The organism is Streptomyces sp. NPDC030798 (assembly GCF_055572275.1).
In genome coordinates, this window is record NZ_JBVIDR010000012.1 from 1 (window position 1) to 21,056 (window position 21,056).

17 protein-coding genes are annotated in these 21,056 nt (G+C 72.8%); 5 read left to right on the forward strand and 12 right to left on the reverse strand.

The genetic code is table 11. From position 1 onward, the window contains the following. Positions 1-395: 395 nt before the first annotated feature. On the reverse strand, positions 396-1,403 hold the full coding sequence (locus tag ACZ404_RS25855; protein WP_468443784.1) for a stage II sporulation protein M: 1,008 nt from the start codon (positions 1,401-1,403) through the stop codon (positions 396-398). 143 nt (positions 1,404-1,546) lie between these two features. Between ACZ404_RS25855 and ACZ404_RS25860 the strand changes: the two genes are divergently transcribed. Next, a complete protein-coding gene (locus tag ACZ404_RS25860) occupies positions 1,547-2,548 on the forward strand; it encodes an RDD family protein (RefSeq protein WP_468443786.1) in 1,002 nt (333 codons plus the stop codon). Between the two features lie 55 nt (positions 2,549-2,603). Here ACZ404_RS25860 and ACZ404_RS25865 read toward each other — a convergent pair whose 3' ends face one another. The 8 genes from ACZ404_RS25865 to ACZ404_RS25900 all read right to left on the reverse strand — a co-directional run bounded on the left by ACZ404_RS25865 (position 2,604) and on the right by ACZ404_RS25900 (position 11,003). Further along, complete coding sequence (locus ACZ404_RS25865; protein WP_468443788.1) at positions 2,604-3,218, reverse strand: hypothetical protein; 615 nt, start codon at positions 3,216-3,218, stop codon at positions 2,604-2,606. 204 nt (positions 3,219-3,422) lie between these two features. Beyond that, positions 3,423-4,880 (reverse strand): adenosylhomocysteinase, encoded by a 1,458-nt coding sequence (ahcY, locus tag ACZ404_RS25870; RefSeq protein ID WP_468443790.1) that lies wholly within the window; start codon positions 4,878-4,880, stop codon positions 3,423-3,425. A 280-nt stretch (positions 4,881-5,160) separates the two neighbouring features. After that, positions 5,161-6,141, reverse strand: coding sequence for a cation diffusion facilitator family transporter (locus ACZ404_RS25875; protein ID WP_468443792.1), 981 nt, complete (start codon positions 6,139-6,141; stop codon positions 5,161-5,163). Between the two features lie 131 nt (positions 6,142-6,272). Further along, a complete protein-coding gene (gene manA / locus ACZ404_RS25880) occupies positions 6,273-7,424 on the reverse strand; it encodes a mannose-6-phosphate isomerase, class I (protein WP_468443794.1) in 1,152 nt (383 codons plus the stop codon). A gap of 158 nt (positions 7,425-7,582) precedes the next feature. After that, positions 7,583-8,710, reverse strand: a complete 1,128-nt coding sequence (locus ACZ404_RS25885) for an SIS domain-containing protein (protein ID WP_468443796.1) — start codon at positions 8,708-8,710, stop codon at positions 7,583-7,585. 67 nt (positions 8,711-8,777) lie between these two features. Further along, positions 8,778-8,948 carry a Trm112 family protein gene (locus tag ACZ404_RS25890; protein WP_468443798.1) on the reverse strand — a complete coding sequence of 57 codons (171 nt, stop codon included), beginning with the start codon at positions 8,946-8,948 and terminating at the stop codon, positions 8,778-8,780. Between the two features lie 156 nt (positions 8,949-9,104). Beyond that, positions 9,105-10,472: a phosphomannomutase/phosphoglucomutase gene (locus ACZ404_RS25895; RefSeq protein ID WP_468443800.1), complete on the reverse strand. Its 1,368-nt coding sequence runs from the start codon at positions 10,470-10,472 to the stop codon at positions 9,105-9,107. Positions 10,473-10,628: 156 nt separating this feature from the next. Then, positions 10,629-11,003 carry a DUF3499 domain-containing protein gene (locus tag ACZ404_RS25900; RefSeq protein ID WP_468443802.1) on the reverse strand — a complete coding sequence of 125 codons (375 nt, stop codon included), beginning with the start codon at positions 11,001-11,003 and terminating at the stop codon, positions 10,629-10,631. 399 nt (positions 11,004-11,402) lie between these two features. On the opposite strand from ACZ404_RS25900, the gene ACZ404_RS25905 reads away from it, so the two are divergent. Further along, positions 11,403-11,786 carry a metallopeptidase family protein gene (locus ACZ404_RS25905; RefSeq protein WP_468443804.1) on the forward strand — a complete coding sequence of 128 codons (384 nt, stop codon included), beginning with the start codon at positions 11,403-11,405 and terminating at the stop codon, positions 11,784-11,786. Between the two features lie 130 nt (positions 11,787-11,916). Here ACZ404_RS25905 and ACZ404_RS25910 read toward each other — a convergent pair whose 3' ends face one another. The 3 genes from ACZ404_RS25910 to ACZ404_RS25920 form a co-directional block, all read right to left on the reverse strand. After that, on the reverse strand, positions 11,917-13,422 hold the full coding sequence (locus ACZ404_RS25910; RefSeq protein WP_468443806.1) for a DUF5719 family protein: 1,506 nt from the start codon (positions 13,420-13,422) through the stop codon (positions 11,917-11,919). Continuing rightward, a complete protein-coding gene (locus ACZ404_RS25915) occupies positions 13,419-17,057 on the reverse strand; it encodes a glycosyltransferase (protein ID WP_468443807.1) in 3,639 nt (1,212 codons plus the stop codon). Before ACZ404_RS25915 ends, ACZ404_RS25910 begins: the two co-directional genes overlap by 4 nt. Before the next feature lie 178 nt (positions 17,058-17,235). After that, positions 17,236-17,499 (reverse strand): WhiB family transcriptional regulator, encoded by a 264-nt coding sequence (locus tag ACZ404_RS25920; protein WP_003975777.1) that lies wholly within the window; start codon positions 17,497-17,499, stop codon positions 17,236-17,238. 632 nt (positions 17,500-18,131) lie between these two features. Here ACZ404_RS25920 and ACZ404_RS25925 point away from each other — a divergent pair. The 3 genes from ACZ404_RS25925 (at position 18,132) to ACZ404_RS25935 (ending at position 20,994) form a co-directional block, all read left to right on the forward strand. Beyond that, positions 18,132-18,638: a cysteine dioxygenase gene (locus ACZ404_RS25925; protein WP_468443809.1), complete on the forward strand. Its 507-nt coding sequence runs from the start codon at positions 18,132-18,134 to the stop codon at positions 18,636-18,638. A 68-nt stretch (positions 18,639-18,706) separates the two neighbouring features. Next, positions 18,707-19,666, forward strand: coding sequence for a 2-phospho-L-lactate transferase (cofD, locus tag ACZ404_RS25930; RefSeq protein ID WP_468443811.1), 960 nt, complete (start codon positions 18,707-18,709; stop codon positions 19,664-19,666). After that, positions 19,663-20,994, forward strand: coding sequence for a coenzyme F420-0:L-glutamate ligase (locus ACZ404_RS25935; protein WP_468443813.1), 1,332 nt, complete (start codon positions 19,663-19,665; stop codon positions 20,992-20,994). The genes cofD and ACZ404_RS25935 overlap by 4 nt, the downstream gene beginning before the upstream one ends. Positions 20,995-21,056: the final 62 nt, after the last annotated feature.

A 21,056-nucleotide genomic window follows, 5' to 3' on the forward strand; every position in this document is an offset into this window, starting at 1 on the left:
TGTTGAGTTCTCAAGGAACGGACGCTTCCTTCGTACTCACCCTCTCGGGCTTTCCTCCGGGCGCTTCCCTTCGGTGTTTCCGACTCTATCAGATCTTTTCTCGATCCGATTTCCTCGGTGCTTTCCAGGCTTCCGCTCTCGCGGTTTCCTTTCCGGCGGTTCCGACTTTATCAGAAGTTCTTGGCCGGTCTGACCAGCCACTCATTTCTGAGTAATCGGGGGACGCTTCTCCAAATCGCATGTGCGACTTCTTTGGAAGCAACGTAGATTCTAACGATCGACCCGAACCTGTCCAGCTCCGGGCAACTGTTTGAATCTACCTCCCCACCCGGGCCGTGTCAACCGGTCTGGCGGGGCGAAGAGGACAGTAGCAGCTCACGGGCCTCCGATGCACATCAGGCGGCCGTGGGAGCGGCGGAACTGCGCTCGGCCGGCGTGACGTCGCCCGTCTCCCCGGCGCGTACCGCGCGGCCGCCGAGGACGAAGACGTACGCCAGGAACGCGAGCTCGACCGTCACGCCGATGCCGATGCGGGCCCAGGTGGGCAGGCCGGAGGGGGTCACGAAGCCTTCGATGGCACCGGAGACGAACAGGACCAGCGCGAGGCCGATCGCCATGCCGACGGCGGCTCGTCCCTCCTCGGCGAGGGCGGCGCGGCGGGTGTGGGGGCCCGGGTCGATGACCGTCCAGCCGAGGCGGAGGCCGGTACCGGCGGCGACGAAGACCGCGGTCAGTTCCAGCAGTCCGTGCGGGAGGACCAGACCCAGGAAGGTGTCGAGGCGCCCGGCGGAGGACATGAGGCCGAGCCCCACGCCCAGGTTCAGCATGTTCTCGAAGAGGATCCAGAGGACGGGCAGGCCCAGGAACACGCCCAGGACCAGGCACATCGCGGCGGCCTGGGCGTTGTTGGTCCACACCTGGGCTGCGAAGGCGGCCGCCGGGTGGCTCGAGTAGTAGGTCTCGTACTCGCCGCCGGGACGGGTCAGGTCGCGCAGCCGGCCGGGGGCCGCGATGGTCGACTGCACTTCCGGGTGGGTGCCTATCCACCAGCCCAGGAGGATCGCGAGGGCGGTGGAGATGAGCGCGGTGGGGACCCACCAGTGCCGCGCGCGGTAGACGGCGGCGGGGAAGCCCTGTCCGAGGAAGCGCGTGACGTCGCGCCATGAGGCGCGTCGGGTGCCGGTGACGGCACTGCGCGCGCGTGCCACGAGTTGGCTGAGCCGGCCCGTCAGCTGCGGGTCCGGAGCGCTGGACTGGATGAGCGACAGATGGGTCGCGGTGCGCTGGTAGAGCGCGACGAGTTCGTCGGCCTCGGCGCCGTTGAGGCGGCGCCGACGGCGCAGCAGCGCGTCGAGGCGGTCCCACTCGGCTCGGTGGGCGGAGACGAAGACGTCCAGGTCCATCGGGTCTGCCTGCTCCTCGGCTGGTCGTCCACTGCTCGTCGTGGATGCTCGTGATGCTGTCAGCTTGTCCTACTGCGGCGCGGCGCGCCCTCAGCTTGGCAGACTTGCGGTTCTCGGGGCAGACCAGGGGAAGGACGGCGGGCGTGAGTGAGCTGGTGACCGGTGAGGCGGTGGCGCTCGAACTGCGGCCCGCCAAGCTGCCGAGCAGGGCGTTGGCCATCCTGCTCGACTTGATCGTGGCTGTGGTCGTGTACATCGGCGTGAGCGTCGTGCTGGCCGCGTCGACCTCCTCCCTGGACGACGCCGCCCAGGTCGCGCTGTCGATCGCCACCTTCCTGCTGGTGCTCGTCGGCGGGCCGGTGGCGGTGGAGACGCTCAGCCAGGGCCGCTCGCTGGGGAAGCTGGCGTTCGGGCTTCGGGTGGTGCGGGACGACGGCGGGCCCATCCGGTTCCGGCACGCGCTGGTGCGGGGGGCGATCGGTGTGGTCGAGATCCTGATGACGTTCGGGGTGGTCGCCTGCATCGCCTCGCTCGTGTCGGCGCGGGGGCGGCGGCTCGGAGACGTCTTCGCGGGCACGCTGGTCGTGCGCGAGCGGGTTCCGGCCGGACGGACCGGTCTGGTGCCTCCGCCGCCGCCGTGGCTGGCCGGTCAGTTCGCCGCGCTGGACCTGTCGGCCGTGTCGGACGGGCTGTGGCTCGCCGTCCGGCAGTACCTGACGCGGATGCAGCAGCTCGATCCGCAGGTGTCCTGGGACATGGCGCAGCGGCTCGCGGCCGACGTCGCGGGTCGTACGGGGGCTTCGGTGCCGCACGGGATGCACCCGGCCGCCTTCCTGGCGGCGGTGGTTCACGAGCGGCAGTCGCGGGAGGCGCGGCAGGCGTTCGGAGGCGGGGGTCCCGTCGCGGCGGGCCATGCACCTTCCGGCTTCGCGCCCGGGCCGCACAACCCTGTTCCGTCTGCCTGGTCCCCGGCACAGCCCCAGTCGCAGTTCCGGCCTCAGCCCGAGCCGCAGCCGCTGCCGCAGCCGCAGGCTCAGCCGGAGGCGCGACCGCCGTACGGTCCTCCGGCCGTCGGCTCCGGACCGGACTCCGGCTCCGACTCCGGCTCGGGAGCCCGCTCCACGGGGTTCGCGCCGCCGGCCTAGGCCCGGTCGTGCCGGTGTCTCGTCCGGTTCTGCTCGTCTCTGTCGTCCCGTCCGGTCAGTCGAAGGCCGACGGCGGTGACTGAAGGTCCTCCAGCTCGATCCCGGGCGCTGCAAGGACCACGTCTCCGGCGATGTGCACGGTGTGCCGCTCCCCTGTGTCCAGGGCTGTGACCTGGTATTCGTCCACGGTCAGGGGGCCGTTGTCAGTGGCGTGTGCTTCGCTGTTCACCAAGGCCCAGGACTGGTCCACGGTGCGGGGGGCGAGGACCGGGTCCGTGAAGGCGACGAGGCGCACGCGGGTCGCGGCGTGGGAGGGGGTGAGGCGCAGGAGACGAGCGGTGGCGACGAGGAACGCGGGGGACGTGCCGGTGAAGGCGTGGGCGCGCACATTGCCTTCGGTGGCATCGGTGCCGGTGGGGTCGGTGCGGACCCAGGTGACGCCGTCGAGGGCGGCGCCGCGCACCTGCCAGCCTCCCGCGTGCAGTTCGAGCCGGATGGGGCGGCCGAGGTCGTCCAGGGCGAGGTCGACCGAGCCGCGGTGGTCGCCCGCGGGGGTGGTCAGCTGGGACACGTAGCGCCAGCCGGACGGGCCGGGGGCGCACTGGAAGTGTTCTTCTGCGAGGGGGGTGTGATCGTGCGGATCGTGGAGCGAATAGCGGCCGCGGGGCATGGGGGTCCTGGGTTCTGACGGGCTGAGGTCCGGCCAGGGCTGCCGGGTCCGGCCCGTGCTGCTGGTCCGGCCAACGGGGCAGGCCCCCGGCACGGGGGTGCGGGGGCCTGTCTCGGAGAGGCTGCGGACCGGTCGCCGGGCGGGCGCGTCGGTGCACCGGCGTGCTCGCCCGGCGGATGGGGCACGGGCTACGGCCTCAGGGGCTCAGTAGCGGTAGTGGTCCGACTTGTAGGGGCCCTCGACGTCCACGCCGATGTACGCGGCCTGCTCGGGGCGGAGCTTGGTGAGCTTCACGCCGAGCGCGTCCAGGTGGAGGCGGGCGACCTTCTCGTCGAGGTGCTTGGGCAGCACGTAGACGCCGGTCGGGTACTCGTCGGGCTTGGTGAACAGCTCGATCTGGGCCAGGGTCTGGTCCGCGAAGGAGTTGGACATCACGAACGACGGGTGGCCGGTGGCGTTGCCCAGGTTCAGCAGGCGGCCCTCGGACAGCACGATGATCTTCTTGCCGTCCGGGAAGGTCCAGGTGTGGACCTGCGGCTTGACCTCGTCCTTGACGATGCCGGGGACCTTGGCGAGGCCGGCCATGTCGATCTCGTTGTCGAAGTGGCCGATGTTGCCGACGATCGCCTGGTGCTTCATCTTCGCCATGTCCGAGGCAAGGATGATGTCCTTGTTGCCCGTGGTGGTGACGAAGATGTCGGCGGTCTCGACGACCTCGTCCAGGGTGGTGACCTGGTAGCCGTCCATCGCCGCCTGCAGGGCGCAGATCGGGTCGATCTCGGTGATGATCACGCGGGCGCCCTGGCCGCGCAGGGACTCGGCGCAGCCCTTGCCCACGTCGCCGTAGCCGCAGACGACGGCGGTCTTGCCGCCGATCAGGACGTCGGTGGCGCGGTTGATGCCGTCGACCAGGGAGTGGCGGCAGCCGTACTTGTTGTCGAACTTCGACTTGGTGACGGAGTCGTTGACGTTGATCGCCGGGAAGAGGAGGACGCCGTCGCGCTGCATCTCGTACAGGCGGTGGACGCCGGTGGTGGTCTCCTCGGTGACGCCGCGGATCTCGGAGGCCAGCTGGGTCCACTTCTGGGGGTTCTCGCCCAGGGTGCGGTGCAGCAGCTGGAGGATGACGCGGTGCTCGTCGGACTCGGCGGTCTCCAGGCCGGGGACCTTGCCGTCCTTCTCGTACTCGACGCCCTTGTGGACGAGGAGGGTGGCGTCGCCGCCGTCGTCGAGGATCATGTTGGGGCCGCCGGTGGGGCTGTCCGGCCAGGTCAGCGCCTGCTCGGTGCACCACCAGTACTCCTCCAGAGTCTCGCCCTTCCAGGCGAAGACCGGGATGCCCTGCGGGTTGTCGGGCGTGCCGTTCGGGCCGACGGCGATGGCGGCGGCCGCGTGGTCCTGGGTGGAGAAGATGTTGCAGGAGGCCCAGCGGACGCGCGCGCCCAGGGCGACCAGGGTCTCGATGAGGACGGCGGTCTGCACGGTCATGTGCAGGGAGCCGGTGATGCGGGCGCCGGCGAGGGGCTGGGCGTCGGCGTACTCCTTGCGGATCGCCATCAGGCCCGGCATCTCGTGCTCGGCGAGGGTGATCTCCTTGCGGCCGAAGTCGGCCAGGGAGAGGTCGGCGACCTTGAAGTCCTGTCGGTTGTCGACAGTCGTCATGCGGGCTGCTCCTCGGGTTGGGTCGAGGTGGGTACGGCTGGTCTGCGCGGCGGCGGGCACAGGGGTGCCCGAAGAGGACACAGGCATGCCCACGTACGCGCAGCGCAGTCCGTCGGAGGCCCTCTCTCCCTCGGTGGTCCGCTTCGGGACCGCCCGACCGCCATCAGCAGCGACGTCTGGCTCCGTCCCAAGCTACACCGGAGGGCCGGGCGGCCCCCAGTCCGCCCGCGAACAGTTCACGTCGATCAGGTGACCCGGGCCCGTCCTGGCGCGGTGGCGCTCAGTGGCCGGCGGCGTGCGGCGTGGGGCCGCCGGGGGTGGCCTCGGGGTCGGGGCCCTTGGCGGCCTCGGCCTCGCTGTAGATGTCCGGTTCGAGGTAGATGACCCGGGCGATGGGGACGGCGGCGCGGATACGGGCCTCGGCCGCGTCGATGGCGTTCGCCACCTCGGTGGCCGTGTCGTCGTGCCGGACGGCGATCTTGGCGGCGATGAGCAGTTCCTCCGGGCCGAGGTGGAGGGTGCGCATGTGGATGACGCGCGTGACCGTGGCGCCGTCGACGATGGCGGCCTCGATCTTCTGGACGTCCTCCAGGCCCGCGGCCTCGCCCAGCAGCAGCGACTTGGTCTCGGCGGCCAGGACGAGGGCGATCAGGACGAGGAGGACGCCGATGCAGATGGTGCCGATGCCGTCCCACACGGCGTTGCCGGTGAGCAGGGTGAGGCCGACGCCGCCGAGGGCGAGGACCAGACCGATGAGCGCGCCGAAGTCCTCCAGCAGGACGACGGGCAGCTCGGGCGCCTTGGCCCGGCGGATGAACTGCGCCCAGGACAGCTTGCCGCGCAGTTCGTTGGACTCCTTTATGGCCGTGCGGAAGGAGAAGCCCTCGGCGACGATCGCGAAGACGAGGACCGCCACCGGCACGTACCAGTGCTCCAGATCGTGCGGGTGGAGGATCTTCTCGTAGCCCTCGTAGATGGCGAACATGCCGCCGATGGAGAACAGGACGATCGAGACGAGGAAGGCGTAGATGAACCGCTCGCGGCCGTACCCGAAGGGGTGCTGCGGGGTCGCCTCGCGCTGGGCCTTCTTGCCGCCGACCAGCAGCAGGAACTGGTTGCCGGAGTCGGCGAGCGAGTGGACGCCCTCGGCGAGCATCGAGGAGGAGCCGCTGAACGCGAACGCCACGAACTTCGATGCCGCGATCGCGAGGTTGGCGCCGAGTGCCGCCACGATCGCCCTGGTACCGCCTGACGCGCTCATGTCTCCGCGTTGTCCCTTCGCCCTCGTACGCCTACGCCGTCCAGGCGTGTGCCCGTCTTTGCCCGTGCTTTGCCGGTGGGCCATTCTTGCAGCCCGCCGGACGGCGGCGCGTCAGGTGTCCACAGCCCTGGTCATACGATCACAGTGGCCCGGAAGACGGTGCCCGCGCCCGACACCTCGGCCTTCTCGCCCGCCGGGACGAAGACGGACTGCCCGGGGGCGAGTTGGTGTTCGCCGGCCCGGACGGCACCGGCCGTGCAGAGCAGGATCTGCGGGGTGTCCAGGGTGAGGTCGTGGGTGGCGCCGCCCTCGGGGAGGACGTACCGGGACAGCCGGAACTCGTCGATCGGGGTCTCGTAGACCTCCTCGCCGTCCGGCGAGGCCTCGGGGCGCAGGACACCCGGGTCGCGGGCCTCGAAGCGGACGACGCGCAGGAGCTCGGGGACGTCCACGTGCTTGGGCGTCAGACCGCAGCGCAGCACGTTGTCGGAGTTGGCCATGATCTCGACGCCCAGGCCGCTGAGGTAGGCGTGCGGGATGCCGGCTCCGAGGAAGAGGGCCTCCCCGGGCTGCAGGCGGACGTGGTTGAGCAGCATGGCCGCGATGACGCCGGGGTCGCCCGGGTAGTGGTGGGCGAGTCCGGCGTACGGGGCGTAGTCGCCGCCGAGACGGACGCAGGCGGCGGTGGCCTCGGCGACGGTGCGCGCCATGTCCTCGGGGTCGGCGCTGAGCACGGCCGTGAGGACCTCGCGCAGGGCCGCGTCCTCGGGGTGGGCGTGCAGCAGGTCGACGTAGGGCTTGAGGGAGTCGACACCGAGACCGGCGAGCAGGTCGGCCGCCCGGACGGGGTCCCGGAAGCCGCACAGGCCGTCGAACTCGGTGAGCGCGCAGATCAGTTCCGGCTTGTGGTTGGCGTCCTTGTAGTTGCGGTGCGGGGCGTCGACGGGGATGCCGCGGCGCTCCTCGTCGGCGTACCCCTCCCGGGCCTGCTCCAGGTTCGGGTGGACCTGGAGGGAGAGCGGGGCGCCGGCAGCGAGGATCTTGAGCAGGAACGGCAGACGCGGGCCGAACTTCGCCACCGTCTTCGCGCCCAGTTCCCGCTCGGGCCCGGCGTCGATGACCTCGACGAGCGTCCCGCGCGCGGTGCGCGAGGGAGCGCCGGGATGCGCGCCCATCCACATCTCGGCCTGCGGTTCTCCGGTGGGCTCCACGCCGAGCAGGTGCGGGATGGCGGTGGGGGAACCCCAGGCGTAGGGGCGGACGGTGTTGTCGAGGCGGTCCATGTCTCTTCTCTGTCTCCGTACGTACGCTGCTCGGCCGGCGCCGTTGCCGGTTCGGGTGCCGGTGCGGGCGCCGGGCCTCGCCGGGGCGCCCGGGGGCGGGGTCGAGTGCGGCGCCCGGTCACCCCGGGGCGGGGCCCTGTGCGGCGCCCGGAGCAAGATCAGGCGCTGGAAGCGAGCGCCAGGTAAACGGCGGCGAAATCCGTGACGGCGATCAGTTCCGCGAGGGTCTCCAGTTCGCCGCCCTCGTCCGGTTCGAGCTCGCTGACCGGTGTGTCGTGGCTGAGGGCCACGTCACGGGCGGCGGGGGCGGCGCTGAGGCTGCTGATCGGGCGGTCGCGCAGCAGCACCACGCGCGCGTGCAGAGCGGGCGGCTCCTCCACGCGGTCGCGGAAGAAGTCCTCGGGGTCGGCGCTGGCCGCGAGCGGGCCGGCGAGCAGGGCGCTGTGCGCGGCGAGTGCCTCGGGCAGTTCGGCGACCAGGGCGGGGCGGCCGGCGAGCTCGGCGAGGGCGGCGGCGAAGCGGCGCCCCGCGGGACCGGCGGAGACGCCCTCCGTCCACACCACGGGGAGTGCGTCGGCGAGTTCCGCCGCGAGGGTCTTGGCCGGGTTGCTGTACGTCGCGATGGCCGGCCCGCAGCGTTCGGCGATGCCGTCCAGACGGTCGGCGACCTTCTCCAGGGCCTCCGGCGAAGCGTTCACCAGGCCGATGCGGTCCAGCAGCGCCAGCAGCGGGGTGAGCAGCGCCCAGAAGACGCCCGGGGAGGACGCGGCGAGGGGTTCCTCCTGGTCGTACGGCGCCGTCGCCATCGGTACGAACAGTCCGTGCGCGGCGGCGAGCGCGTCCGCGAGCGGGGTGCGGGGCGGGGCCACGGCGACGACCGAGCAGCCGCGGCGGTAGGCCTGTTCGGCGAGCAGGGAGAGGCTGGGCTCGGTGCCGTCCGGGGTGGCGATCAGGAGCAGGTCCACGGAGCCTGCCCAGCCCGGGAGCTCCCAGCGCAGGGCGCCGGCGGCCGGGGCCACGCCGGTGGGTGCCAGCCGGATGACGGGGCTGCCGGGGCCGGCCAGGGTGCCGATGAGGTCGGCGGTGTGGGTGGCGGCGGCGCCGGGGCCCGCGATGAGGACCGAGCGGGGGCGGCCGTCGGGCTTGAGGTCGCCGACGCCGGCCTCGGCGGCGTGCCGGACGGCGGTGCGGACGCGGGCGCCGGCTTCGGCGGCGCCGCGCAGCAGGCCTCGGCGGTCGGCCTCGGCGAGGCCCTCCGGGGTGTCGAGCAGCGATTCGTCGAGCATGGGCGGCAGCCTCCGATCGCCGGGGGTCCTTGGTGGGTGCCTCGTCGGGACGAGGTGCGGCGCGTCGTTACGCCGGGCGGCGGGCCTCGTCGATGAGCAGGACCGGGATGCCGTCGCGGACCGGGTAGGCCAGGCCGCAGTCCTGGGAGGTGCAGATCAGCTCGGCGTCCTGCTCCTTGAGGGGGGCGTGGCAGGCCGGGCAGGCGAGGATCTCCAGGAGGCCGGCTTCGAGCGGCATGGGGTGTCCCTTCGGGCGGGTGCGGGCTTGTGCTGGTCAGCGTACCGCTGGGGTGGGCGGGGAGGCTCGGTCAGCCGTCGCGGGCGCGAGGGCCGGGCCGGGTGGGTGCCGGCCCACCAGGGGGCTCTCTGCCCCCGGGCAGGCCGGGTCCTCGCGTCAGGCCCGGATGATGGCCAGGGCCTCGTCGCGGATCTTGGTCATCGTGGCTTCGTCCTTCGCCTCCGCGTTCAGGCGCAGCAGCGGTTCGGTGTTGGACGGGCGCACGTTGAACCACCAGTCGGCGGCCGCGACCGTGAGGCCGTCGAGTTCGTCCAGGGTGATGCCGGGGCGGCCCTCGTAGGCGGCACGGATGGCGGCGAGGCGGGCGCTCTGGTCGGTGACGGTGGAGTTGATCTCGCCCGAGCCCGCGTAGCGGTCGTACTGGGCCACGAGGGCGGACAGGGGGCCCTCCTGGCCGCCGAGCGCGGCGAGGACGTGCAGGGCGGCCAGCATGCCCGTGTCGGCGTTCCAGAAGTCCTTGAAGTAGTAGTGGGCCGAGTGCTCGCCGCCGAAGATCGCGCCGGAGCTGGCCATCTCGGCCTTGATGAAGGAGTGGCCGACCCGGGTGCGGACCGGGGTGCCGCCGTTCTCCTTCACCACCTCGGGGACGGTGCGGGACGTGATCAGGTTGTGGATGACCGTGCCCTTTCCGCCGTTGCGGGCCAGCTCGCGGGTGGCGACCAGGGCGGTGATCGCGGAGGGGGAGACCGGGTCGCCGTTCTCGTCCACGACGAAGCAGCGGTCGGCGTCGCCGTCGAAGGCGATGCCCAGGTCGGCGCCCTCCGCCGGAACCCGCTTCTGCAGGTCCACGATGTTGGCCGGGTCCAGCGGGTTGGCCTCGTGGTTCGGGAAGGTGCCGTCCAGTTCGAAGTACATCGGGACGAGGGTCAGGGGCAGGCCGGCGAAGACCGTGGGGACCGTGTGGCCGCCCATGCCGTTGCCGGCGTCGACCACGACCTTCAGGGGGCGGATGGAGCTCAGGTCGACGAGGGAGCGGAGGTGCGCCGCGTACTCCTCCAACGTGTCGCGTGTGCTGAGGGTTCCCGGGGTGGCGGCCGGTTCCGGGGCGCCCTCGGCCAGCCGGCGCTCGACCAGTTCGCGGATCTGCGCGAGACCGGTGTCCTGGCCGACGGGGGCGGCGCCCGCGCGGCACATCTTGATGCCGTTGTACTGGGCCGGGTTGTGGGAGGCCGTGAACATCGCGCCGGGCAGGTTCAGGGCGCCCGAGGCGTAGTAGAGCTGGTCCGTGGAGCACAGCCCGATCTCGGTGACGTCCACGCCGCGCTCGGCCGCTCCGCGCGCGAAGGCGCGGGACAGGGCGGGGGACGAGGGGCGCATGTCGTGGCCGACGACGATCGCCGCCGCACCCGTCACCTCGGCGAAGGCGGCACCGAAGAGGCCGGCCAGTGTCTCGTCCCACTGGTCCGGGACCACTCCGCGTACGTCGTACGCCTTCACGATCTGCGACAGATCAGCCACGGCCAACCCTCCTGAAAGTCCTATGGGTGCCCACAAACTACCCGTCAGGGGTAAGGGGCGGGTGTGCGGACACCAGGTGGACGCCCGGGCGTGCCCCGGGGAGGCGGGTGACGGGCTGCTGGGGGGGCGCTCGGTCGTCCCGCGGTCGGCGGTCGGGCGCGCTCAGTTGTCCGGGGAGCGCAGGACGCGCAGGTGGCCGCGGCGGGCGACCTCCATGGGGTCCGCGGTGCGGCTTCCGCCGCCTGCCTCGGCCGCGCGCTCCTGGGGGCGGGCCGCCTCGCGCACGGCGTTGGCAAGCGCTTCAAGATCGTCTCCGCTGGGCCGCGCGGGGGCGGAGCCGTCGAGGAGGCGGACGACCTCCCAGCCGCGCGGGGCGGTGAGGCGCTCGGAGTGCTCGGCGCACAGGTCGTAGCAGTGGGGTTCGGCGTAGGTGGCGAGCGGGCCGAGGACCGCGGTCGAGTCGGCGTAGACGTACGTCAGCGTCGCGACGGCGGGTCGGCCGCAGGCGGTGCGCGAACAGCGACGTACAGGGCTCACGACGTTGGACGGTACCGCACTCTTGAGCGGGCCGCGACGACTCTGCCCCAGGTCACTCCACCGTGTCGTGCTGTGAAACGCCCCACATGGCCTTCTGGACAGGGGCTGTTGACCTGCGTGTACGGGTCTCGGCCCGGGGTGCGGCAGGACTGCGTCCGGTCATGAGTCGGTACAAATAACGTCAATTGCCTTGAGTTCGACGGTCTCGGAGGGTTACGGAAACGAGCCACACCTTGGCTGGAACGGTCACGTTGCGACAGGGGGCGGCGGGGGGTGACTGCCGCGTGGGGCCGGGCGGGCGGGGCGTGCGGGGACTAGGCTTCACCGGTGATGGACAACCGTGTACCGCCCCGTACCGCCGGCCCCGGGCCCCGTCGCCGTGATCGTCACGGGCGGGGCATGCGGGGGCCGATCGCGCCGCCCCAGGTGCCGTTGGCGGCCAGCCGTGCCGAGGTGTTCGCGGACCTGGTGCAGGACTCCGTGGAGCGGCTCGAGCGGCGCTGGCCGCAACTGGCCGAGGTCGACTTCCTGGTGCTCGAGGTGCCTCGGCTGGAGGGGCGGGGGGTGGAGGCCTGGAGCGACGACGCCGTGCCGTTGGGCGGGATCATTCCTGCGCGGGAGGGGCGGCGGGCTCGGGTGGTGGTGTACCGGCGGCCGGTGGAGATCCGGACCAAGGGGCGGGACGAGAGGGCTGCGCTGGTGCACGAGGTCGTGGTGGAGCAGGTGGCGGAGTTGTTGGGGCTGACGCCGGAGACCGTGGACCCTCGGTACGGGGAGGACTGAGGGCGTTTCCGCGGCTTGCGCCGCCGTTCGCTTGCCCGCGCTCTCCGGTTGCCGCTGCGCCCACCCGTGCCACCCCCGGCGGCACGACTGCCCGCGGCTACGTACCGGCGGGTGGCGCGGGCGGCGTGGGTCACTGCTGGAGTACGGACAGGTCCTGGGTTGCCCGGGGGACCGAGATCAGGGATCTGTCGTTCGGGAGGGTCTGAATGGTGAAGCCCGGGACGCCCTGTTCGGTGGCCGACAGGGTGCGGCTGGCGTAGACGGGGCCTCCGGAGAGGGTTTCCACTGTCAGGGCGTACGTGCCCTTCGCGCCCGAGGGGGGCTGGATGCTCTGCGTGGTGCCCGACTTGACGGTGTAGGTCTTCGAGACCGCGGCCCCGCCTTCACTGCCTGCCGAGGCGGTGACCTTGACCCTGGCGGTGGCGGTGGGGGCCGTCAGGGAGAGGGTCGTCGTCCTGCCGCTGTTGTCGGCCGACGTCGCGCGTGGGCCGACGGGCGACGTGGCGGGGATGAAGGCCGTCTCCTGCTTGCTGCCCTTGCCGCGGACCACCCGCAGGGCGGCCACCACCGGCACCGACTGGTCGGTGGGGGTCAGGACCAGGGAGCCCGCCTCGCCGCGGGTGACATTGCCCAGGTCGGCCGAGGTGGTCATGCCGGACTTGACGTGCAGCGTCTCGTTGCCGGCCGGGGTGATCAGACCGTCGGGCGAGGCCAGGCGTACCTTCAGGTCCGCGTCGGCGTCACCGGGCGTGAAGGCGATCAGGCGGACGTCGGTGGCGTCCTTGGGGATGCCGGGCAGGACGAGACCGGGCGCCGGGTCGGTGGCCGCGGCAAGCCAGTCGCCGCCCGCCTTGTCGTCCAGTGCCTGCACGGCCGCTCCGACCCGGCCACTGCGCACGCTGACGTGCACGGTGAGGTCGCTCTGCCGCTCGTCGGTGAGGGTGGAGAGCAGGATCGGCTCGCTCGCGCGCGGCGGGATCGTGAAGCCGTCCGCCACTGATGACTTGATCGCACCGCCCTTGCCGTACAGCTCGAGGTCGACGACCGCCGCGGAGTCGTCGGGGTTGGTCAGGTGCACGTAGTCGGTGCGATTGGCGGCGGTGCTGGCGCCCGGGAACCAGAACTCGGTGTCGGGGGCCGTGCAGTTGACGCCCTGCAGGCCGCGGCCGGTGCCCGCGACGACCTCGGTGGTCTCCTGGACGGTCCAGCCGGGGGCGAACCTCCCGTCGGCGGTGCCGACCAGCGCGGGCGTGTCCGCGCCGGAGGTGTCGCCGGTGGCCGGGGTGCCGGGCTCCTTCGGGGTGAGGACCGGTTTGCCGGCCTTCTTCTTGGCGCCCTTGCCCCCCTTCTTGGCGCCGCCGGTGTCGCCCGACGCCTGTTCGGTGGCCGCACGGAGTTCGGCCTTGCCGCCACTCGCCGCGCCCTTGGTGACCGGCGTGAACGAGGTGAAGGAGGTGTCGGCGATGTCGGAGATGCTGGGCGCGGGGCACAGCAGGCTGGTGCGCTCCACGGGCAGCTCGGCGGCGGCCCCGGCGGGCCCCGCGCCGGAGGCGGAGGGGGTGTCGAGCGCGGCGAACGCGGTGACGGCGGCCAGCGCGGTCGTGCCGGCGATCAGGGACAGGGTGGTGCGGTTCACTGCTGGCTCCCGTCGGGGCGCTCGCTGCCGGGGCCGTAGGGCTGCTGGGCCGGGTCGTAGCCCTGCGGGTAGGCCGTCGGGTCGTAGGGCATCTGCTCGGCCGTGCCGCCGTAGCCGTAGGGGTCGTACGGGGCGCTCTGGTACGGGTCGCCCTGGTACGCCTGCTGGTCGTAGCCGGCCGCCCGGTACTGGTCCTGGTATTGGTCCTGGTACGCGTGCTGCTGCTGGTCGGTGGCGTAGCCGGCGTAGTCGGTGCCCTGGTGGGCGGCGGCGTCCCACTCGCCGTACTGCTGCTGCGGGACGGCGGCCGGGGTCTGCTCGGGCATCGGCGGTACGCCGGGCTCCTCCGGGGCGGCCGGTTCCTCGGCCTGGGCACGCAGGCGGCGGGCGCGGCGGCCCTCGCCTGCGGTGGCCTGGGCGGGCAGTGGCTGCTCCTCGGGAAGGTCGTCGTCGATGTCCCGGCGGCGGCCGGGCAGGGCGAGGACGACGAGGACGACCGCGAGCGCGCCCTGGGCCCACAGCCAGGCGGTGTGGGCGAGCGGCGCCTCGTAGGTGACGTCCAGCCGGCCGCCCTCGGCGGGCAGTCGGAAGCCCTGGGCCCAGCCGTCGACCGTGGTGCGGGTGAGCAGCCTGCCGTTGAGGCTGGCGGTCCAGCCGTCGGAGGCGGTGTCGGCCAGCCGCAGGACGCGGCTGCCGGAGCCGGACGGGACGGTGGTGTGGATCTCCACCGGCCCTGCGGCGACGGGCACGGCGGTGCCGGAGCCGCCCGCGGGCACGAGGGTGGCGCGGGAGACCTGCTGGTCGACGCGCCACAGGGCGCTGCCGTTCTGCTGGCTGAGCCGGCTCAGGCCGGGGGTGGCGTCCAGGACGCGGGTGATCTCGCGGGGCGCGCCCTTGTGGACGAGGACGTAGCGCACCGCGAAGCCGCCGAGCTGGCCGGCCTGGTCGGCGCCGGAGCCGGCGACGAGGTTGGCGACGACCTTGTCGAGCCGTGCGTTCGCGCCGTCGGCGGCGGCGAGTTCGGCGTCTCCCATGCGGGCGCCGGAGCCGCGGACGAGGCTGTAGCGCACGCGCGCGGTGGAGTCGCTGTCGAGGATCAGGGTGCGGGCCCGGTCGGGGGTGGTGGCGTCCTCCGCGACGAACGCGGGCACCTGCGCGGGGTCGCGGCGCTCCAGCGGGCCGTCGGCGCCGCCGATCATCCAGCCCGCGGCGACGAGCAGCGGGCCGGCGGCCGAGGCGAAGGCGAGCAGGGCGGCGACGGGCTGGCGCCAGCCGAAGCTCTGCTCGGCCACGCGGGCGCGTGCGCCGTCGGCGCCGAGCGCGGCGGCGGCCAGCAGGGCGATGCCGTAGACGAGGGTGGCCGGTCCGGCCCAGGTGGAGTGGTTGGACAGGACGGCGAAGACCAGGCCGGTCAGGGCGATCGCCCAGGCGGTCCGGATGGCCCGCTGCCGCTCGGAGCGCAGGAGGGCGGCCAGGGCGGCGAGGACGATGCCGATGAGCATCAGACCGTGCACGGTGCCGGGGCCACCGGGGCTCGCCCCGAGCAGATCGGTCGCGGAGGCGGAGGAGGCGCCGTAGTCCAGGCCGGCCTCCTTGAAGAAGCCGGTCGGGAGCAGGGTCAGCGACCAGGGGGCGAGGATCAGCAGCGGGGTGCCGAGCTGGGCGAGGAAGCGCAGTCCCTGGGCGACGAGGTCCCCGCGCCGCAGGACCAGCACGCCGAGGCCGAGGATCAGCGCGAGGGGCCAGACGATCGGCGTGAACGCGGTGGTGATGGTGAGCAGCAGGGCGTAGGCCCAGGTGGCGCGCCAACTGCCGGGAGCGCCGGAGCGGTTGGCCAGGCCGCCGGCCGCGATGCCCGCGCGCGCGATGAGCGGCAGCAGCACGGCGAGGACGGCGGTGCCGAGGCGGCCGCCGGCCAGGGCGCCGGTGGCGGCGGGCAGGAAGGCGTAGGCGATGGCCGCCCAGGCACGCAGCAGCCGGGAGGTGACGAGCGGCCGGGAGGCGAAGTAGGCGGTGAGGCCGGCCAGCGGGACGGAGCAGACCAGCAGGACGGTGACCGCGAGCCCGGTGGAGCCGAACAGGAGCGAGGCAAGGGTCGCCACGACGGCGAGGTAGGGCGGTGCGGAGGGGGTGCCGCCGGCGCCGACGGGGTGCCAGGCGGCCCCGTAGGCCGACCAGAGGTCGCCGGCGCCGGGCGGGGCCGGGAGCAGTGCGCCGCCGGCGAGGGCGCCGCCGCCGAGCAGGGCGCGGCAGGCGACGAGGGAGATCACGAGCAAAGCCAGGAAGAGCACCGGTCCGGGTTTGCGGGCGATCCGCTTGAGCCGGGCGAACTGCTCGATCTCCAGGTAGTCGGCGTCGTCGCCGCCGGGTCCGGACTCCACGGCGCCGCCGTGCCGGCCGGCCGAGGTGGTGTCGCTGTCGGAGCCGCCGGAGAAGTTGCCCGCGACCTGTTCCACGGTGGCGCGGACGGTCGCGCCGGGCGGCGGGAAGAGCCGGCGCAGTTCGGCCTTGTCGATCTGCGAGGGGCCGCGGCGGCGCCGTCCGGCGAGGATGCGCTCGGGCCGCAGCAGGGTGCCGAGCAGGCCTCGGATCTCGTCGACGGCCTGTCCGGGGACCTTGCCGACGAGGTAGGCGACGGTCCTCAGGAGCGTGCCGAGGACGAGCCGCAGCAGGATCCAGGGGAGCGCGCCGGCCCGGGTGTTGACCAGGAGGGTGTAGACGGCGCCCGCCTTGTCGACCTTGTGCGGGGATGCGGCGGTGCGGCCCACGCAGTCGACGGTGCGGCGCTCGCGGGCGGCCGCCTCGGCGTGCCGTACGACCGCCTCGGGGGCGACGAGGACGCGGTGGCCGGCCCGGTGGGCGCGCCAGCACAGGTCGACGTCGTCGCGCATCAGGGGCAGCCGGCGGTCGAATCCGCCGAGCTGTTCGAAGACGTCGCGGCGGATCAGCATGCCGGCGGAGGAGACGGACAGCACCGTGCGGACGTGGTCGTGCTGGCCCTGGTCCTGCTCGCGGCGGTCCAGGCCGGTCCAGCGGCGGCCGGAGTTGGCGATGGAGACGCCGACCTCGAGCAGCTGCCTGCGGTCGTACCAGCCGCGCAGTTTGGGGCCGACGACGGCCACGTCGTCCCGGCCGAGCTCGAGTTCGTTGTCGACGACCCGCAGCAGCTGGGCGAGGGCGTCGGGTTCGGGGGCGCAGTCGTCGTGCAGCAGCCAGAGCCACTGGATGGGCTCGCCGTACGGCAGTTCGGGCATGTCGTAGGCGTCGTCGCGCCAGCTGCGGGTGACCGGGTCCCAGCCGCTGGGACGCCTGAGGTACGGCAGCTCGTCGGGGGTGAGCACGGGCGCGGTGCGGGCCGCCTCCTCGACGGCCTGGCCGAAGCCGGTGCGCCGGGCCAGGTGCAGCACCCGGTCGTCGCCGAGGGCCTCGGTGATCAGCTCGGCGGAGCTGTCCGCGCTGCCGGTGTCGGCCGCCACCGCGTACTGGACGGGCCGCTCCTGGCCGAGCAGCCCGGCGAGCGCGTCGGGGAGCCAGCGGGCGCCGTCGTGGGAGACGAGGACCGCGGTCACCACATGGCGCGGGAACTCAGGGAGGACAGCTCCGTCTTGGGCTGCCGTATGGCTGTGCACGGACATCGAGGTACGGGCCCCGGTTCGATGGACTGCGGTGGACGCCTGTGCCTCCTCGCGCGGCGAGGGGACAGCGGGGCGTCTCGGACGAGCGACCACACTATCGGCTGACCACCACGACGGCCCGCCGCCTGTGGACAACCCACTGGCGACGGGCCGTTTGCACGGTATGCCCGGAAGTTCCTCAGACGGCGGCCTTCTTCAGCCGGCGGCGCTCACGCTCGGACAGGCCGCCCCAGATGCCGAAGCGCTCGTCGTTGGCGAGGGCGTACTCGAGGCACTCGGAGCGCACCTCGCACGCGAGGCAGACCTTCTTCGCCTCTCTGGTGGAGCCGCCCTTCTCGGGGAAGAAGGACTCGGGGTCGGTCTGGGCGCACAGCGCGCGCTCCTGCCAGCCGAGTTCCTCGTCCGCGTCGTCGACCAGCAGTTGCTGCACCAGCTCGGTCATGTGCGCCCCTCGTCTGTCTTTCACGTCCCCGTGCGTAGCCGTTACCGATTTCGGCTGAACGACACGAGTGAAATTACAAGTGTGCTGCTCCGGGCGAGTCAAGCCGAGATCTGCTATTGAGCCCGTTATTCACTCTGCGGAACCAAGGCCGTGCGGAAAGTGTTCAAATCGCCATAACCCAGACACGCAGACGAGGCCCGGGAAGGGCCGTCGGACCCCGTACAGGTCTCTGTACGAAGAGAGACGCCCCGGCGTTCGATCGCGTTCCGCGCGGTTTGAGCCGCTCGGATGTGCCCCATGTGTCCCGACACCCCCGTGAGCAAACCTTTCACCCGGGAGAGGAACCGGAAGAGGTGAAACATGTCCCACATACCGGGCGTCGAGTTGACACTGCGGGTGTGAACCGGTGTCCTAGGGGGCATGCTCGCGAACTTGGCACCCACCTCGACCCGCACCGCCGGGTCCCACGGTGCTGCCCGGTCTCGCTGTAGCTGTTGTTGCTGTTCCGGCTGTTGAGCCTTCTCCCGCTCCAGCCGGCGCCGAGCCTTCCTCCACGACTCGGCCGTTCCCTCCTTCGCAGAACCGCTCCCCCGACACGGGCCCCACTCTTCCGCTGAGGAACCTCCGCACCCATGAACAGCGACAACGACCTCCAGATCGCCGGCGACATCCTCGAAGTGCCGCACCTGCTGCAGCCGCCGCGCGAGCACCCGGCCACCGTGGCCGAGTTCGTGGGCCTCGCCCGCGCCATCGCCGCCGACCGCTCCCAGTGGGCCCATCTGGTCCGCTACGACGCCACCACCCGCTGGTACCACCGGCTGCGCACCGGACCGGGCTACGAGGTGTGGCTGCTGTCCTGGGTGCCGGGGCAGGGCAGCGGGCTGCACGACCACGGCCGCTCCTCCGGTGTCCTCACCGTCCTGGAGGGCACCCTGACCGAGCGCACCGAGCGCGGCACGCGCGCGATGGCGGCGGGAGCGCAGCGGGTGTTCGCCCCGGGGTACGTCCACGAGGTGGTCAACGACGCGCTGGAGCCGGCGGTCAGCCTGCACGTGTACTACCCGGGTCTGACCGAGATGCCCATGCACACCGCACCGCACTGCGAGGGGCGCACCGAGCTGCGCCGGATCACCGCCTGAGGGGCCCGGCCGGGCCACGTCCGGTGCCGGGCTGACGCGTTGTCGCACCCGCCTGCAAGACTTGGCGCATGCGCATTGTGGTTCTGGCAGGCGGCATCGGTGGTGCCCGGTTCCTGCGCGGTCTGAAGCGGGCCGTGCCGGACGCGGACGTCACAGTGATCGGCAACACCGGCGACGACATCCACCTCTTCGGGCTGAAGGTCTGCCCGGACCTCGACACGGTGATGTACACGCTGGGCGGCGGCATCAACGAGGAGCAGGGCTGGGGGCGGACCGACGAGACCTTCCACCTCAAGGAGGAACTGGCGGCCTACGGGGTCGGCCCGGAGTGGTTCGGGCTGGGCGACCGGGACTTCGCCACGCACATCGTGCGGACGCAGATGCTGGGCGCCGGCTATCCGCTGAGCGCGGTCACCGAGGCGCTGTGCGACCGCTGGAAGCCGGGCGTGAAGCTGATCCCGATGACCGACGACCGCGTGGAGACCCACGTGGCCGTCGAGATCGACGGCGAGCGCAAGGCGGTCCATTTCCAGGAGTACTGGGTGCGGCTGCGCGCCTCCGTGCCCGCCCAGGCCGTGGTCCCGGTCGGGGCCGAGCAGGCCAAGCCCGCGCCCGGTGTCCTGGAGGCCATCGCCGAGGCGGACGTCATCCTCTTCCCGCCGTCCAACCCGGTCGTCTCCATCGGCACGATCCTGGCCGTGCCCGGCGTCCGGGAGGCGATCGCGGAAGCCGGCGTGCCGGTGGTGGGCCTGTCCCCCATCGTCGGGGACGCGCCCGTGCGCGGGATGGCCGACAAGGTGCTCGCCGCCGTCGGTGTGGAGTCCACGGCCGCCGCGGTCGCCGAGCACTACGGCTCGGGGCTGCTGGACGGCTGGCTGGTCGACACCGTCGACGCGGGCGCGGTCGAGCGGGTCGAGGCGGACGGCATCCGCTGCCGGGCCGTACCGCTGATGATGACCGACGTCGACGCCACCGCGCAGATGGCGCGGGAGGCGCTGGCCCTGGCCGAGGAGGTGCGGGGAGCGTGAACGCGGCAGCCTCCCCCGGGGTGCCGGACCCGCGGCCCGAGTACCGGGTCTGGGCCCTGCCCGGCATCCCCGAGGTGCAGCCCGGTGACGACCTGGCGAAGCTGATCGCCGCCGCCGAACCCGGTCTGGCCGACGGGGACGTGCTGCTCGTCACCTCCAAGATCGTGTCCAAGGCCGAGGGCCGGATCGTCGAGGCCGCCGACCGGGAGGCGGCGATCGACGCCGAGACCGTGCGCGTGGTGGCCCGGCGCGGCCCGCTGCGCATCGTCGAGAACCGGCAGGGCCTGGTCATGGCCGCCGCCGGGGTCGACGCCTCCAACACCCCTGCCGGGACCGTGCTGTTGCTGCCCGCGGACCCGGACGCGTCCGCGCGCGCGATCCGCGCGGGGCTGCGGGACGCCCTCGGTGTCGACGTCGGTGTCGTCGTCACCGACACCTTCGGCCGGCCCTGGCGCGCGGGGCTCACCGACGTGGCAATCGGCGCGGCCGGGGTGCGCGTGGCGGACGATCTGCGCGGGGGCACCGACGCGCACGGCAATCCGCTCAGCGCCACCGTGGTCGCCACGGCGGACGAACTGGCCGCCGCCGGTGACCTGGTCAAGGGCAAGGCGGCGGGCCGGCCGGTCGCCGTGGTGCGGGGGCTGCCCCATGTGGTGGCGCGGGAGGACGGCGAGGGGGCGCGGGCGCTGGTGCGCTCCGCGCGGGACGACATGTTCCGCCTCGGCACATCCGAGGCGGTCCGGGAGGCCGTGACCCAGCGCCGTACCGTACGGGCGTTCACCGACGAGCCCGTCGACCCGGGTGCGGTACGCCGCGCGGTGGCCGCCGCGGTGACCGCACCCGCCCCGCACCACACCACGCCGTGGCGGTTCGTGCTGCTGGAGTCGGAGGAGTCGCGGGTGCGGCTGCTCGACGCGATGCGGGCCGCCTGGATCGCGGATCTGCGCCGGGACGGCAAGAGCGAGGAGTCCGTCGCGCGGCGGGTCCGCCGCGGTGACGTGCTGCGCAACGCGCCCTGTCTGGTGGTGCCCTGCCTCGTCATGGACGGCTCGCACACCTACGGCGACGCGCGGCGGGACGGCGCCGAGCGGGAGATGTTCGTGGTCGCCACGGGCGCGGGCGTGCAGAACCTGCTGGTCGCACTGGCCGGGGAGCGGCTGGGGTCGGCCTGGGTGTCGTCGACCATGTTCTGCCGGGACGTGGTGCGCGAGGTGCTCGGACTGCCGGCGGACTGGGACCCCATGGGGGCGGTGGCGGTCGGACACCCGGCGGAGGAGCCGAGACCGCGGCCGGAGCGGGACCCGGGGGCCTTCATCGAGGTGCGGTGACGAGCGGTACGCGCGCGTGGCGAGCACCTGGTCTCGCCTAGAGGTTGTCCCGTAACCCGTGG